Genomic DNA, 14,056 nt, shown 5'->3' with positions numbered 1-14,056 from the left:
TTTGGGGGAAGACAGGTTTGCACCTGCTCAGAGTTTTTAATCACTGCGTTGTTTTTGCCTTTAAATTGCCGGTATTGCTGGCGGCTTGCGCGTGCCTGAGTGTTACCCCAGCGGCGGCCGCAACCCTGCAGGCGCAAATGCTGGACGCAGCGGGCAAGCCGTTGGCCAATGCGGTGCTGACGCTGCGCGGAGCTGCTGGCGCTGCGCACTCGGTCTCAACCGATGTCATGGATCAGGTCGACCGGCAGTTTGTGCCCAACGTGCTGGTGGTGCGCACGGGCGAGGCGGTCAAGTTCCCCAACAGCGATAACATCCGCCATCACGTTTACAGTTTCTCGCCGGCCAAGCGTTTTGAGTTGCGCCTCTATCAGGGCACGCCAAGCGAGCCGGTGGTGTTTGATACGCCAGGCGTTGTGGTGCTGGGCTGCAACATTCATGACTGGATGGTGGGCTATGTCTACATCACTGATGATCCGTGGTTCGCGGTCAGTGATGCACAGGGCAAGCTCAGCCTTGAGAACCTGCCCGAGGGGCGTTACGAGGCCACGCTGTGGCATCCGCAGAACGCCAAGATGCTGCCGGTGGCGGGAGGCGAGCTAGAGCTGGGGGCGAAGGGGCTTAGCCAAACCTTTAACTTTGATGTTGCCGCTTCGGCCGCAGTTGCTCCTGAAGCGCCTGTCAGCAGCTTCGGCGATGCATTCAATAAAGCCAAACGCAATGCTGCGCAGTAGTTTTCAGGCGCGTATCGCCAGCGTATTGGTCCTGCTGTTGCTGGTGGTCATTGGCTCGTTGTATCTGGCCGTGCAAAAAGCCACAGGTGTGGCCGTGCGCGCTCAGGCAAGTGAGCAATTGGAAATTGGCTCGCGGGTTTTCCAGCAGTTACTTGAGGTGCGTGAGCAACAGCTCAGTGATGCGGTCAACGTGCTCACTGCCGACTTCGGCTTCAAGCAGGCGGTGGCCAGTGAAGACGCGGCCACCATTCGCTCGGCTTTGGCCAATCACGGTGCACGCATTCACGCAGAAGTGGTGATGTTGCTCGACCTCGACGGCGCGATTCAGGTCAGTACCCAGCCTGAGCTCAACGAGGCGATGAGTCGGCGTTTAAGCACCAACAGCGCGGTGCAGATGCATGAAGCCTTGCGCACTTATCTGATGCCGCTTGCGGGGCAGATCTACCTGCTGGTCGAGACAGTGGTCAAAGCGCCCGTGCCGATTGCCAATGTGCTGATGGGTTTTCGGGTCGATGAAAACTTTACCCGCGATTTGCAAGCGCTCACCCACCTTGATCTGTCGCTTATAGGCAGCCAGGACGGCTTGCCGGATATTTGGGTGAGTACCTTGCCAGATGCGATGCATGACTTTTCCCCGGCGGATTCACTGGCAAGCGCGGCCAGCCGCGAAGACCGGGTCATGCTCGATGGCCAGCATTTTCTCCGCCAGCAGTTGGTCTTGGCCCGCGGTGACGGCTATGCGGTGCAAGCCCTGCTGTATAAATCCCTGAGCCATGCTCAGCAGGCGTTTGCCCCGCTGGATAATCACATATTGCTGATTGCCTCGGCCGCCTTGCTGGCCTCGCTGGTGGGAGCGCTGTTGTTGGCGCGCAATATCTCGCGGCCGGTCCGTGAGTTGGTCGAGGTGTCCGAGCGCATTGGGCGTGGCGATTATCAGGTGCCGCTGCAGGTGCAGCGCAGCGATGAGCTGGGCCGATTGGCAAAGTCGTTCCAGCAGATGCAGTCCGGCATCGCTGAGCGAGAACGCCAGCTTGCGCACAATGCTCTGCACGATGGATTAACCGGCTTACCCAACCGGACTCTGGCCGCAGAGCGCCTTGGCAGCGCCCTAACTGCCGAGCGTCCGGTGTCATTGTTGTACCTGAGCATCGTCGAGTTTCGCACCCTCAATGAAACGCTGGGCCCGGCGAATGCCGATAAAGTCTTGCAGCAATTGGGGCAGCGATTGAGCGCGGTGTTACGCCCGGGCGACAGCCTGGCGAGAATTGTTGCTGATGAGTTTCTGCTGTTGCTGGAAAACGCCAACAGTGAGAGTGCGGTGGCGTTTGCAGACCGTATTCAGCCACAGCTGAAAAACCTGCTGGTGCTGGGCGGTAATGAAGTCTCGCTGGCGCTGCGCATCGGCATCGCAAGCTATCCGGGCGATGGCAACACGCCCGATGAGCTGATTCGCCGGGCGCGTCTTGCCTGTACCGATGCAGGGCAGTCGCCCGGCTGGGTTCAGGTCTATGAGCGCGGTCGCGACACTGCGCATCAGCGCCAGATGCAATTGATTCGCGACCTGCGCCACGCCGCCGAACAGGGCGAGTTGTGCCTGCACTTTCAGCCCAAGATCCACATTGCCAATCGCTCGATCATCCAGGCTGAGGCGCTGTTGCGTTGGCAGCACCCGCAGTTCGGCATGGTTTCTCCCGGAGAATTTATTCCACTGGCTGAGCGCAGCGGCAGCATTCAATTGCTCACCAATTGGGTTATCGGCGAGGCGATGCGTCAATTGGCCGAATGGCAGCAGGAAGGGCTGAAAGTTGATTTGTCCTTGAACATTTCGACCGAAGATTTGCTCGATCCGCAACTGCCGTCACGGATTAAATCCCTGCTGGTGCAGCATGCGCTCGACCCGGCGCAGCTGACCTTTGAAATAACCGAAAGCGGGGTGATGCTCAATCCGCAGGTAGCGCTGCAAGTCCTTTACGGGTTGCGCGATTGCGGTGTATCGCTGTCGGTGGATGACTTCGGCACCGGCTATTCCTCTTTGGCGCAGCTTAAGCGTATGCCGGTGCAAGAGCTGAAAATCGATCAGTCGTTCATCCGCGAACTCAACGACATGAGCGAGGATGCTGTAATCGTCCGTTCAACCATCGAGATGAGTCACAGTCTCGGCCTCAAGGTTGTGGCCGAAGGGGTGGAGCATCAACGTAGTTTCAATCTGCTCAAGCGCTGGGGATGCGATGTGATTCAGGGGTATCTGATCAGCAAGCCCCTGACCGCGCAGGCCTTCGTGGCGTGGCTTGAGCAGGCGCCTGTTCAATCCGCTGAAACGGTTCTCTGAGTCATGGGTGTTAAGCAGTTTCTTGGCGCAGCCTGCATTGCGTTGGCGCCGGCATTGGCCACGGCAGATGGCGGGCGTTTACTCGCAACGGGTGGCGCAACCAGTCTGGAAGGCGCAGCAGGCGGCGGGATTACGCCTTGGGCAGTGTTGGCTGGCTACGGTGAGCGCGGCGAGTGGGGCGCGGATGTATTTGCCAGCCGGGTTGAAACGGCCGACTACCGGCTCGACGCTGTCGGCGTGGCGGCCTCGTTTGATAACCGTGTGGAGTTGTCGTACGCCCGCCAGCGCTTTGATCTTGGCACTTTGGCGCGCGACCTGAATTTGCCGGAAAACAGCCTGAGCCAGGATATTTTCGGCCTAAAAGTGCGTCTCTTCGGGGACCTGATCTACGACCAGCTTCCACAAGTAGCGCTGGGTGTGCAGTACAAAAAGAACCGCGATTTTCTGATTCCGCAACTGATCGGCGCGCAGCGCGATGAAGATGTAGAAGGCTATCTCACTGCCAGCCGGCTGATTCTCGGTGGCGCATTTGGCTACAACCTGCTGTTGAATGGTGGCCTGCGCTACAGCCGGGCCAATGAATTGGGGATTCTCGGCTTTGGCGGTGATCGCCGTGACCGTCGCTCGGTGCTCAAAGAGGGCTCGGTTGCCGTGCTGCCGGATCGCCATTGGGCGGTAGGCGTGGAGTACCGGGAGAAACCGGACAACCTGAGTTTTGCCGGTGAGAGCGACTGGGCCGATGTCTTCGTCGGCTATTTCCCCAACAAGCATGCGGCCGTTGTGCTGGCTTATGCGCGACTGGGCGAGATTGCCACGCTGGATAATCAGGACGCCGTGTACCTGTCGGTTCAGGGGAGTTTTTGATGAGACATCTAAGCGGTTGGGTCGCCGTGTTGTTGCTGGCTGGTTGCGTGCAGTCACCGGTTAAGGATGACAGCCTCTACCGAGACTTGGGTAAATTGCCAGGCATTACCCGGATCGTTGAGGGCATGCTGCTCAATATTGCCCGCGACTCACGCATTGTTGAGCACTTTGAAAACGTCGATATCGAACGCCTGCGCGAAAAGCTCATTGAGCAATTCTGTGTTGAGGCCGGCGGGCCATGCGAGTACACCGGGGACAGCATGGCCGAGAGCCACAAAGGCCAGAATCTGACGCCGAGTGATTTCAACGCGCTGGTCGAAGACCTGCAAGACGCAATGGATACGCTGGACGTTCCGGTGCGAGCCCAGAACCGTTTACTCGCGCAATTGGCGCCGATGCGCGGCGAAGTTATCGACCAGTAACGCCCGGCTTCCTGTTCAGACCATCCAGGGTCGTCAATAGACGCGCCCAGTCCCGGGGTGATGGCCCCACCCGATAGTGGGGACGTATCCCCGCAAGGCTTAATAGCAAGCCGGTGGCAGGGCAAATGACACGTTGAAGTGCCATTAAATATGGCTAGAGGCCAGTATCTTTGTTCTTGAAATGTATTGAAACATTTTGGCATGGCCCTTGCTGATTACTGATTAACCCCGCTTGCGGGTTCAATTCAGCACCAGCTGAGGGCTAACCGAATGAGTCGATCAACATCGAGCCCAAACGGCAACTCGTTCCGCCTTTGCAGCGTGCCTCAGAAGTCAGTTGTTCTGGCCCATATTCAAACGCTGCATCTCTTTCAGCCGATTCACGCCGGCTGGCATTGCTGCGGGCCACCCACTTCAAGCGATCCGGCTTAATCACGGATTCAGTCCAGCGCTGTTCTTGCGCATGTATTCGACCGTAGCCAGGGTTCGAAGGGTTTTTGCTGTCTCGCAATCAAGGTTATACGGTCCGCTGGGTGACTCCGATAACACGATAAGACCCTTCATTAATTGTGTTTACGGTGATCAAAATGAACACGCTAACACCGTACAAAGCCATCTGCGGGCAGCCCTTCAAACTGACCAGAATTGCCTCGGCCCTGTGCCTGATATTGGGCATCACCGGTGCGCACGCAAGCCCCATCGATGATGTGGACCAACCGCCGGTAACTGATCCATCCGCGTATACCGATCCAGCTGATGATCCGGTCCAGGCCCTGAGCGACCTGCTGACAATGCCGGACGCCAACGAGGGCTCATTTGACTTGCCTGACGAGGTGAAGGGCGATAAGTCGACGCCGTTGGTTGAGAATATTCTGCAACCCGCGCAGCAAACCTCGTTCAACTACCCCACCAACGGCTTGCCGAGCCCTTTATTCGGCGCGCAGCCCTACACCCAGCAACTGTTGATGTTCGAGGAATTTGGCCCAGTCAAGCTGGACCCTGCGACTCCACCCGCGCCGATGATGTTCCCGCTTGCCAAAGTCGGGCCAGCGCCTGCGCAGGACCCTGATAATGTGGCACGCAGTGGCCCGGACGGGGCCGAGCTGGATGCCTTCCTCAAGCAGCCGGGGCTGACGCCATTCCCCAGCCAGTATGCCAATGTGCTGGACCATAATCCGTGGCAGAGCTTGATCGAGGCATTTCTCAATCGCCGGGTCGATTCACCTGCTGAGGGACGGCCTGGCGGCAAAGGCTGGTCGCATCAGCGCTGGAATGAGTTCTACCCGCAAGTGGCCTACAAAACCGTGCAGGCCGGGGCAAGAACCAACTCTGGTTTGCGTGACAGTTGGCAACACCATGAGTACGGCCATGGCGAGTATGGGCCAGGCGGCCTTTACTACCATCCCGATGGCCATGACGCGTCGACAGCCAGCACTAAAGGCATCGATGTGCGCTTCCACCCGAGCATGCCCATACAGGACCACAATTCAGTCTGGACCTTCGACGGCACCATGCCGCCAAAGCTGCTCATGGTGCGTTATGGTCAACCGGTACTTATGCGTCATTACAATGCGTTGCCGATTGATCCGGCGGCCAACCAAGGTTTCGGTTTGCACACCATCAGTACGCATGAGCACAACGGCCACACACCAGCTGAAAGTGACGGCTACGCCAATGCGTATTTCTTCCCGGGCCAGTATTACGACTACCGCTGGCCGATGCAGTTGGCCGGCTACGACACCATTAATACGGCGGCTGAAGACCCGCGCGCGGCATTCCCCTGTTCGCCAGGTGAAACCCTGTGGGTGAATGACCGCAATCCCGGTTTGAAAACCTGTGACAACGGCACGATCAAGATTCGTGGCGACTGGCACGAAACCATGAGCACCCACTGGTTCCACGATCATATGCTCGATTTCACCGCGCAGAATGTCTACAAGGGCAACGCCGCGATGATGAACTACTACAGCGCGATTGATCGGGGTAATGAGGCCATCGATGATGGCGTCAACTTGCGTTTCCCCAGTGGTGCAGACATGTCCTGGGGCAATCGTGACTATGACGTCAACCTGCTTATCGCCGATAAGGCCTGGGATCAGAACGGCCAGTTGTGGTTCAACCCGTTCAATACCGATGGTTTCCTGGGAGATCAGATACTCGTCAACTGGCAATACAAACCCACGATGAATGTGCGGGCACGCAGTTATCGTTTTCGCATCCTCAACGGCTCGGTTTCTCGCTACTTCAAGTTTGCCGTGGTGCGTGAGATCAAGGGTAAGGGCGGGGAGTTTCAGGGGCCGAAAAACTCCAATATTTCCTACGCACGTGTTCCGTTTCACATGATCGCCAACGACGGCAACATCATGGAGCACGCCGTTCCGTTCGATGGCACCCTGGATCTTGATGCCGATGGTGACACCAAGGACAACTTCGCGATTCTGCCGATGCAGGGGATTGCCGAGCGCTACGACATCATCATCAACTTTGCCAAGAACGGCATCAAACCGGGCGACAAGATTTACTTCGTCAACGTCATGGCGCACGACACTGGTAAAGGCCCAAAAGGCGACATAGCCCTGGCCGATGTGCTCAGCGAAACCTACAAGCCGGTAATCAAGCAAACCAGCAAAGGCCCGGCATGGGACAAGGGCGATCCTGTTGTCGGGGCGTTCATGCAGCTTAACGTGCAGCCATACACTGGTCAGGATCTGAGCATGGACCCGGTGGCCTATGAACCTGCAAAGCCGGGCAAAGCTGCGGGAAAAACCATGATCCCGCTGACTATTCACCTGGACAACGCGACCGACAAACTGGCGCTCAGCCAGGCCCGTCACCGCTCGTTCATCTTCGGGCGTTCGGATGGCACAGACTCAGCCCCATGGACGGTGAAGACGGATGGCGGGTTTGGCTACAACATGGATCCGCGCAGGATATCCAGCTCGATCCAACTGGCTAATGGCCCGACCGATGCCGGATGGCAGGGCCTGGGTACGCTGGAAGTCTGGAAAATTCAGAACGGCGGCAATGGCTGGAGCCACCCGGTGCATGTGCATTTCGAGGAAGGGGTGATTCTGAGTCGTGGCGGCAAGGCGCCGCCCGAGTGGGAAAAGTGGGCGCGCAAGGATGTTTATCGCATCGGCTCAGATGACGAGAGCCTCGATAACGTTGAGGTGGCCGTGCGCTTCCGCGAGTTTGCCGGCACCTATATGGAGCACTGCCACAACACTCAGCATGAGGACAACGCCATGCTGCTGCGCTGGGATATCGAGCATCCGGGGCAGTTCCAACTCATGCCAACCCCGCTACCGACCTGGGACGGTGTCGAGTATGTGGCGTCTGCGGCGCTGCCTACTTTCCGCGACGGAGATGGCACAGGCCCGCTCAGCGTTGTGGTCACCAACACTGGCGGCAGCGGTACCTCGGGTGGCGGTGGAGGCAGCGGCGCCAGTGGAGGCAGCAGTGGTGGAGGCAGCAGTGGAGGAGGAAAGGGCAGCGGTAAAAACCGTTGAACCCAATGCAGGGAGCCTGCCGCTGTACGGCTCCCTCACTCTCATAGCCCGAAAGATATGATCAGGAGTCCCGACCATGATCACCTTTAATAGATTTGCCAATCATCTACTGCGCTGCACGGGTGCGCTGAGCATGGCGTGCTGGTTTCACGCTGCAAGCGCAGACGACAGTGGTTCGCCCTGGGCACAGGATTACTTCCCCAATACTGAGTTGATTACCCAGGACGGCAAGACCGTGCATTTCTATGATGACCTGATAAAGGACAAGGTCGTCGCGATCAACTTTATTTTCACCTCCTGCACCGACTCCTGCCCGCTGGAGACTGCGCGGTTGCGCCGGGTGCAGCAGTTGCTGGGCGACCGGGTCGGCAAAGATGTGTTCTTCTACTCGATCAGTATTGACCCCCAAACCGACACTCCAGAGGTACTCAAACACTACGCGGAGAAATTCCACGTAGCGCCCGGCTGGCTGTTTCTCACGGGCAACAAGGATGAGATTGATGCGTTGCGCGAAAAGCTCGGGCTGTTTCTCAAAGGGGTCGATGATCAGGGCAATAACGATCATAACCTCAGCTTGATTGTGGGCAATCAACAGACTGGACGCTGGATGAAAACATCGCCCTTCGAAAATCCCTACATTCTGGCCTATCAACTGGGTAATACCCTGCACAACTGGAAGCACAGCACCAAAACCACCGACTATGCAGATGCGCCGCAGGTGCGCCCGCCATCAACCGGCGAGGAAATTTTCCGTACCCGCTGCGCCGCATGCCACACGCTTGGCGGTGCCGATAGCGTGGCAGCAGGTTTGCGTGAAATTGGCCCGGATCTTATCGGCGTAACCCGCAAACGTGACCCGCAGTGGTTGCAGCGCTGGTTGAGAGAACCGGACAAAATGCTTGCCGAGTCAGATCCAATCGCCACTGAGCTTTATCAGCAGTACAACCAAGTCGCGATGCCCAACCTGCGCCTTGGCGACGAGGCGATTGCAGCGTTGCTGGGATACCTGGAGGACGAGACACAACGGGTGCAGCCTCTGCCAACTAAAGCGGCCGAAATGTCGGCCATGGAGCATGACCCTGCGCACCATCATCACGCCACTAATTAGCTTGAAACCCCCATCAATATTAGGGTTTTGCGACTGCCCATGTGCTGGCCCGTTGATTCAATTGGGCGATCAGTGGGTGGTCGTCTAGGGTTAAAGCATGGGATTTGCTGAATATCAGCAATTGTCGGTTCAGTCAGGTTTACGCTTGCGCGTGTTTCAGCAAGCCTTCTAGTTCGGGCCTCTAACTGATATTCAGAAGATTTCAGCGACTTTTTACCCAGCAGGTAGTTCCATTGATCGTAGTATTTTGTAAAAACTCCAGAGGTTCAGATAAGAAGTGTGGGGGGCTCTGCCACTAAATTCCGCCATCCATTTGACTGTGCAGGGCTTTGCGCTCCATCAATGTGTGAGCCGTACACTGCACTTCAACCTCGCGCCAGCTCTCTAAACGAGTGCGCGCAGGTTGTTTGGTACCATGGATTATCTGGCGACTGACACCTGAGTTGCCAACTGCCACGCAGGGCACGGGCACAACCCGTTGCCGAAAAAACAACAACCGAAGGGGAACACCCCAATGACCGCTAACACTCCAATGCTTGTCACCTTCGTGGTGTACATCGCGCTCATGATAGGCATCGGCCTATTCGCCTACCTGCGAACCAAGAACCTTTCTGACTACATCCTCGGTGGCCGTAGCCTCGGCAGTTACGTAACCGCGTTGTCGGCTGGTGCTTCCGATATGAGCGGCTGGCTGCTCATGGGTTTGCCTGGCGCTGTTTATATGTCAGGTCTTTCCGAAAGCTGGATCGCAATTGGTCTGGTTATCGGTGCGTACCTCAACTGGCTGTTTGTTGCCGGTCGCCTGCGTGTGCAAACTGAGTACAACGGCAATGCACTGACCCTGCCGGACTATTTCACCAACCGTTTTGAAGACAACAGCCGCGTGCTGCGTATCTTCTCGGCACTGGTCATTCTGGTGTTCTTCACCATCTATTGCGCCTCTGGTGTGGTAGCCGGTGCACGCCTGTTCGAAAGCACCTTTGGCATGGATTACAGCACCGCACTCTGGGCTGGCGCTGCGGCAACCATCGCCTACACCTTTATCGGTGGCTTCCTGGCGGTCAGCTGGACTGACACCGTACAGGCCACTCTGATGATCTTCGCCCTGATCCTCACCCCAGTCATGGTGATGATCGCGACTGGCGGCGCAGATGCGACCTTTGCGGCCATCGAGCTGCAAGACCCGACCAACTTCGACATGCTCAAGGGCATGACCTTCATCAGCGTCATCTCGCTGATGGCCTGGGGCCTGGGCTACTTCGGCCAGCCGCACATCCTGGCGCGCTTCATGGCCGCTGATTCGGTGAAGACTATTCCTGCAGCCCGTCGCATTTCGATGGCCTGGATGATCCTTTGCCTGATCGGTACCGTTTCTGTTGGTTTCTTCGGTATTGCTTACTTCGCCGCTCACCCGGAAGTTGCCGGTCCTGTGACTGAAAACCCGGAGCGCGTGTTCATTGAACTGGCCAAGCTGCTGTTCAACCCGTGGGTTGCCGGTGTTCTGCTGTCGGCCATTCTGGCTGCTGTAATGAGTACCTTGAGCTGCCAGCTGTTGGTCTGCTCGAGCGCACTGACCGAAGACTTCTACAAAGCCTTCCTGCGTAAAGACGCCTCGCAGACCGAGCTGGTCTGGGTAGGTCGTGGCATGGTTCTGCTGGTGGCATTGATTGCAATCGCACTGGCGGCCAACCCGGAAAATCGCGTACTGGGTCTGGTTTCTTACGCCTGGGCTGGTTTTGGCGCTGCATTCGGCCCGGTTGTTCTGCTCTCGGTTACCTGGAGCCGCATGACTCGCAACGGCGCGCTGGCCGGTATGCTGGTCGGTGCTCTGACCGTGATTCTGTGGAAGAACTACGTTGGTCTGGGTATCTACGAGATCATTCCTGGCTTCATTCTCGCAACACTGGCAATCGTGGTCTTCAGCCTGATGGGCAAAGGCCCGTCGCAGACCATGCAGGCGCGTTTCGCCCAAGCTGAGAAAGAGTATCAGGACGCCTGATCAACTCATCAACGCCATTCGGTGCGGGTGCTGAACACGCTTGCACTCACACCGAAACAGCTTAAGCACGATTTTTTAGCCGGTCCATGTCGCTGATGTGGGCCGGTTTTTTTTTCGTGACCGGGTAATTCGTGGTCTTCCGCTTATTGGCGCACTTGGCTAATGTGGCGCTGTTTATTTCTTTGATTATCAGGTTCGCCATGACGCAAACACCGAAAAACCCACTGCATGGCGTAACACTTGAAGCCATCTTGAATCAGCTGGTCGAGCAACTTGGCTGGGACGGCCTCGCCCAGCGCATTGATATTCGCTGCTTCAAGAGCGACCCGAGTATCAAGTCCAGTCTGACCTTCTTGCGCCGCACGCCTTGGGCTAGGGAAAAAGTCGAGGCGTTGTATGTGCAGCAACAGCGCCGCTAGTCCGCTTTCGGGGTGCGCGCTTGGCGCTGAAAAAGCCACTGCCGCAAATGTTTGCGGCACGCTAGACTGCTCTCGTCCAACTACTGAACGACGCAAAATGCTCAAAACATCCTCGTTTTTGCTGCTGTCTTTGTGTGGCGTTAATTCGGCTTACGCCTTGCCGCTGGTACTTCAGGATATTGATCTTGAAGAGCGAACCAACGGCGTACTGGCCCTGATGGCGTACTCGATCACTCCGGATCTGGCCTCCAGCTCGTTGCAGATTAACGACAAGCAGGGCGGTAATCCTGATCTGAGCATGACTCAGTTAGGCGGCGGCGCCACCCTGAGCAAAGAGATACCGCTGTATCTCGAAGGTGCGTTGGGCTACAGCCGTTATGACCCGAAATTCGTTGCCAGTGGCGGTAACGAGTCACGGGTGTTGCCGGTGAAATGGAATACGATCTCAGCCACAGGTGGCATCGGCTGGGATTTTCCTTTGAGCGAAGAGGTGGTGATCCGCCCCATTGCCAACTTTGCATTAGGCTACATGACCAGCGATATCAACGCCGGGAGGTTGCTGATTGAGCGCAAACTCGATCGGCAGATTGATTTTCTCGACGGCGGTCATTTGGCGGCCGGTGGTTTGGGCGGCTCGCTGATGCTGGACTGGGAGCGGGTGCGAACGGATTACGAGGCTGATGTCGAACTGCGCTACAGCTACGTGCACCTGAAAACGCTGTCTGGCGATGACGTGGTTGACGGCGAGGCCAACGCTGAGACCGCTAACCTGTGGTCACGCTATCGCGCCCCGACCGGCTTTGTGGTGATGCAACGGCCATTGCGCTATGTGTTGGAGTTTTCGCACTCCGAGTATCTGGGCGATCAGCGCGGCGCATTGGGCTTCGACCGGCTTTCAACAGTGGGCCTTGGTATTGAGTTCGACTCAAGCGCCTACGACCTGTTCATCACCCGCACCCGCCTGGTTTTGCGTCACGTTCTGGGTGACAACGTGTCCGGTTACTCGCTGGGGCTGGCGGTGAGCTTCTGACTTCGCGTGCAGATACCCGGTTGCTCAGCGGCGCTGCTTGCAGATTGCAAACAGCGCCGTTGTTGTTTAAGCCCCGAGTTTGAATACCAGCGCCTTGAGGCCACCTTGCGGGTCGCTCTCATTGAATTCAGGCTGGTTTTCCAGACGCTCGACATATTGCAGCGCTGGCGCATCATTCGCCATGCCCTCAATCAGGAAGTCGGGGCCGATACCCGGATCGTTGACACAGGCCAGCACAGTGCCGTTTGCGGTGAGCAGTTCTGGCAACTTGCGCAGGATCTTCTGATAGTCACGGGTCAGTGCGAAGCTGCCTTTCTGGAAAGAGGGCGGGTCGATGATGATCAAATCATACGGGCCGTACTTTTTAACCTTGCCCCACGACTTGAACAGCTCATGGCCAAGAAAGCTGACCTTGCTCAGATCGTGGCCGTTAAGCCGGTGATTGTCACGCCCACGGCTCAGGGCTGAGCGCGCCATGTCCAGATTCACCACATGCTCTGCACCGCCTTCGATGGCGGCGACCGAGAAACCGCAGGTGTAGGCAAACAAGTTAAGAATGCGCTTGCCGCTGGCCTGCTGCTGAACCCACTGACGGCCATAGCGCATGTCGAGAAACAGCCCGCTGTTTTGCTTCTTGCCGATGTCGAGCTGGTAGCGCAAGCCGTTTTCAGTGATCTGCCAGGTGTCTGTCAGCTCACCACAGATCCACTCGGTGGCGCTGTCGGGCAGGTAACGATGCTGCAATAACAGCGTATGAGCGCCACTGTGCTGCCATTCGGGCGCTTCGATCAACGCACTGAGCATGCGCTTGAGCGCCGCCATTTCACTGGGAGCAGGCTCGCGAAACAACGCGACCATTACGATACCTTGCAGCCAGTCTGCGGTGACATGTTCAAGGCCTGGCCAACATAAACCGCGGCCATGGAATATCCGGCGGGTTTCGCTGGGCGGGTTGCTCAAGGCGCTGCTGAGTTGCTGCTGCAAAGTGCTGATGGCGTCGCTGTTCATTGGGTCGATTGCATACCTGAATTGCAGCCAACAACCGAAAACCTCGCACAGGGGCGATTCGGTGCTGGCGAAGGGTGATGGGCTCGCCGCCAGGGCGCGGCAAGCAGTGATGAATTTGCGTGTAGAACTGCAAGCTTGAACTGGCTGCGGATCACGAAGATCCGCGAGCTGGGTTCGGCTTTAGCTCATTTTCGAGGGTGAGCGACGCACAAACTTGATCGAGTGCGTGAGTGTCGGTTTGCGCGTTACGCTAATGGCTTTGCGCGTGACCGTATCGATCGTGATGTTCCAGAAACCAGTGCTGGGCACATTGATCTTCACCGGAAACTTGTCGAACGCACCGCCGTGATAGCTGTGGCGACCGCCATTTTTGAAGCTGCGGAAGTTGGCATCGCTCATCAGGCGGATGTTGCAGGTTTGCGAGCATTCAATGACGACGATGTCATCTTCATTCAAATGCTCGCGCTGGTGTATAAATTTCATGGACCGCTCCACAGGGCTGCTTCAGCCAATAGCGAACGATAACATGACTGCCCCTTGTGCTTCATCCGCCAGGCGCTAATTGGTCCAGCTCAGCCAGCTCAGCCAGCACATTAAGCAGTGGCAGCCGCCAACCCATGAGCCAATAATAGCTGCA

The 14,056-nt window shown here is 57.2% G+C and carries 11 protein-coding genes; 9 read left to right on the top strand and 2 right to left on the bottom strand.

The annotated features are described in order from the left end of the window. The first annotated feature begins 17 nt into the window (after positions 1-17). From BM395_RS15160 to BM395_RS15120, 9 genes are all read left to right on the top strand, one after another. On the top strand, positions 18-731 hold the full coding sequence (locus BM395_RS15160) for a methylamine utilization protein (RefSeq protein ID WP_425287624.1): 714 nt from the start codon (positions 18-20) through the stop codon (positions 729-731). Further along, positions 718-3,060: a putative bifunctional diguanylate cyclase/phosphodiesterase gene (locus BM395_RS15155; RefSeq protein ID WP_090513282.1), complete on the top strand. Its 2,343-nt coding sequence runs from the start codon at positions 718-720 to the stop codon at positions 3,058-3,060. Before BM395_RS15160 ends, BM395_RS15155 begins: the two co-directional genes overlap by 14 nt. A gap of 3 nt (positions 3,061-3,063) precedes the next feature. Further along, positions 3,064-3,924 (top strand): DUF3034 family protein, encoded by an 861-nt coding sequence (locus tag BM395_RS15150; protein ID WP_090513279.1) that lies wholly within the window; start codon positions 3,064-3,066, stop codon positions 3,922-3,924. Then, positions 3,924-4,346 (top strand): group I truncated hemoglobin, encoded by a 423-nt coding sequence (locus BM395_RS15145; RefSeq protein ID WP_090513277.1) that lies wholly within the window; start codon positions 3,924-3,926, stop codon positions 4,344-4,346. Before BM395_RS15150 ends, BM395_RS15145 begins: the two co-directional genes overlap by 1 nt. A 587-nt stretch (positions 4,347-4,933) precedes the next feature. Continuing rightward, positions 4,934-7,855 carry a multicopper oxidase domain-containing protein gene (locus BM395_RS15140; protein WP_090513274.1) on the top strand — a complete coding sequence of 974 codons (2,922 nt, stop codon included), beginning with the start codon at positions 4,934-4,936 and terminating at the stop codon, positions 7,853-7,855. A 133-nt stretch (positions 7,856-7,988) separates the two neighbouring features. Beyond that, positions 7,989-8,963 carry an SCO family protein gene (locus BM395_RS15135; RefSeq protein WP_244528992.1) on the top strand — a complete coding sequence of 325 codons (975 nt, stop codon included), beginning with the start codon at positions 7,989-7,991 and terminating at the stop codon, positions 8,961-8,963. 514 nt (positions 8,964-9,477) lie between these two features. Beyond that, the gene (gene putP, locus BM395_RS15130) at positions 9,478-10,962 is read left to right on the top strand and encodes a sodium/proline symporter PutP (protein WP_090513269.1); all 1,485 of its coding nucleotides are present in this window, start codon (positions 9,478-9,480) and stop codon (positions 10,960-10,962) included. Between the two features lie 200 nt (positions 10,963-11,162). Then, positions 11,163-11,381 (top strand): VF530 family protein, encoded by a 219-nt coding sequence (locus tag BM395_RS15125; RefSeq protein WP_069901585.1) that lies wholly within the window; start codon positions 11,163-11,165, stop codon positions 11,379-11,381. Positions 11,382-11,478: 97 nt separating this feature from the next. Then, positions 11,479-12,411, top strand: coding sequence for an autotransporter domain-containing protein (locus BM395_RS15120; RefSeq protein WP_090513267.1), 933 nt, complete (start codon positions 11,479-11,481; stop codon positions 12,409-12,411). Positions 12,412-12,477: 66 nt separating this feature from the next. Here BM395_RS15120 and BM395_RS15115 read toward each other — a convergent pair whose 3' ends face one another. Both BM395_RS15115 and BM395_RS15110 read right to left on the bottom strand, forming a co-directional pair. Next, on the bottom strand, positions 12,478-13,419 hold the full coding sequence (locus BM395_RS15115; RefSeq protein ID WP_090513264.1) for a class I SAM-dependent methyltransferase: 942 nt from the start codon (positions 13,417-13,419) through the stop codon (positions 12,478-12,480). A 180-nt stretch (positions 13,420-13,599) separates the two neighbouring features. Beyond that, positions 13,600-13,902 carry a DUF1883 domain-containing protein gene (locus BM395_RS15110; protein WP_069901588.1) on the bottom strand — a complete coding sequence of 101 codons (303 nt, stop codon included), beginning with the start codon at positions 13,900-13,902 and terminating at the stop codon, positions 13,600-13,602. Positions 13,903-14,056 lie beyond the last annotated feature (154 nt).

Source organism: Pseudomonas marincola (assembly GCF_900116605.1).
Lineage (GTDB): Bacteria > Pseudomonadota > Gammaproteobacteria > Pseudomonadales > Pseudomonadaceae > Aquipseudomonas > Aquipseudomonas marincola.
This window is presented reverse-complemented; position numbering and strand designations above follow the sequence as displayed.

Bases quoted from the DNA above. Each gene is read 5' to 3' on its own strand.
- BM395_RS15150 (WP_090513279.1), top strand. From the start codon at position 3,064: ATGGGTGTTAAGCAGTTTCTTGGCGCAGCCTGCATTGCGTTGGCGCCG.
- BM395_RS15140 (WP_090513274.1), top strand. From the start codon at position 4,934: ATGAACACGCTAACACCGTACAAAGCCATCTGCGGGCAGCCCTTCAAA.
- BM395_RS15155 (WP_090513282.1), top strand. From the start codon at position 718: ATGCTGCGCAGTAGTTTTCAGGCGCGTATCGCCAGCGTATTGGTCCTG.
- BM395_RS15120 (WP_090513267.1), top strand. From the start codon at position 11,479: ATGCTCAAAACATCCTCGTTTTTGCTGCTGTCTTTGTGTGGCGTTAAT.
- BM395_RS15125 (WP_069901585.1), top strand. From the start codon at position 11,163: ATGACGCAAACACCGAAAAACCCACTGCATGGCGTAACACTTGAAGCC.
- BM395_RS15145 (WP_090513277.1), top strand. From the start codon at position 3,924: ATGAGACATCTAAGCGGTTGGGTCGCCGTGTTGTTGCTGGCTGGTTGC.
- BM395_RS15110 (WP_069901588.1), bottom strand. From the start codon at position 13,902: ATGAAATTTATACACCAGCGCGAGCATTTGAATGAAGATGACATCGTC.
- BM395_RS15135 (WP_244528992.1), top strand. From the start codon at position 7,989: ATGGCGTGCTGGTTTCACGCTGCAAGCGCAGACGACAGTGGTTCGCCC.
- BM395_RS15115 (WP_090513264.1), bottom strand. From the start codon at position 13,419: ATGAACAGCGACGCCATCAGCACTTTGCAGCAGCAACTCAGCAGCGCC.
- putP (WP_090513269.1), top strand. From the start codon at position 9,478: ATGACCGCTAACACTCCAATGCTTGTCACCTTCGTGGTGTACATCGCG.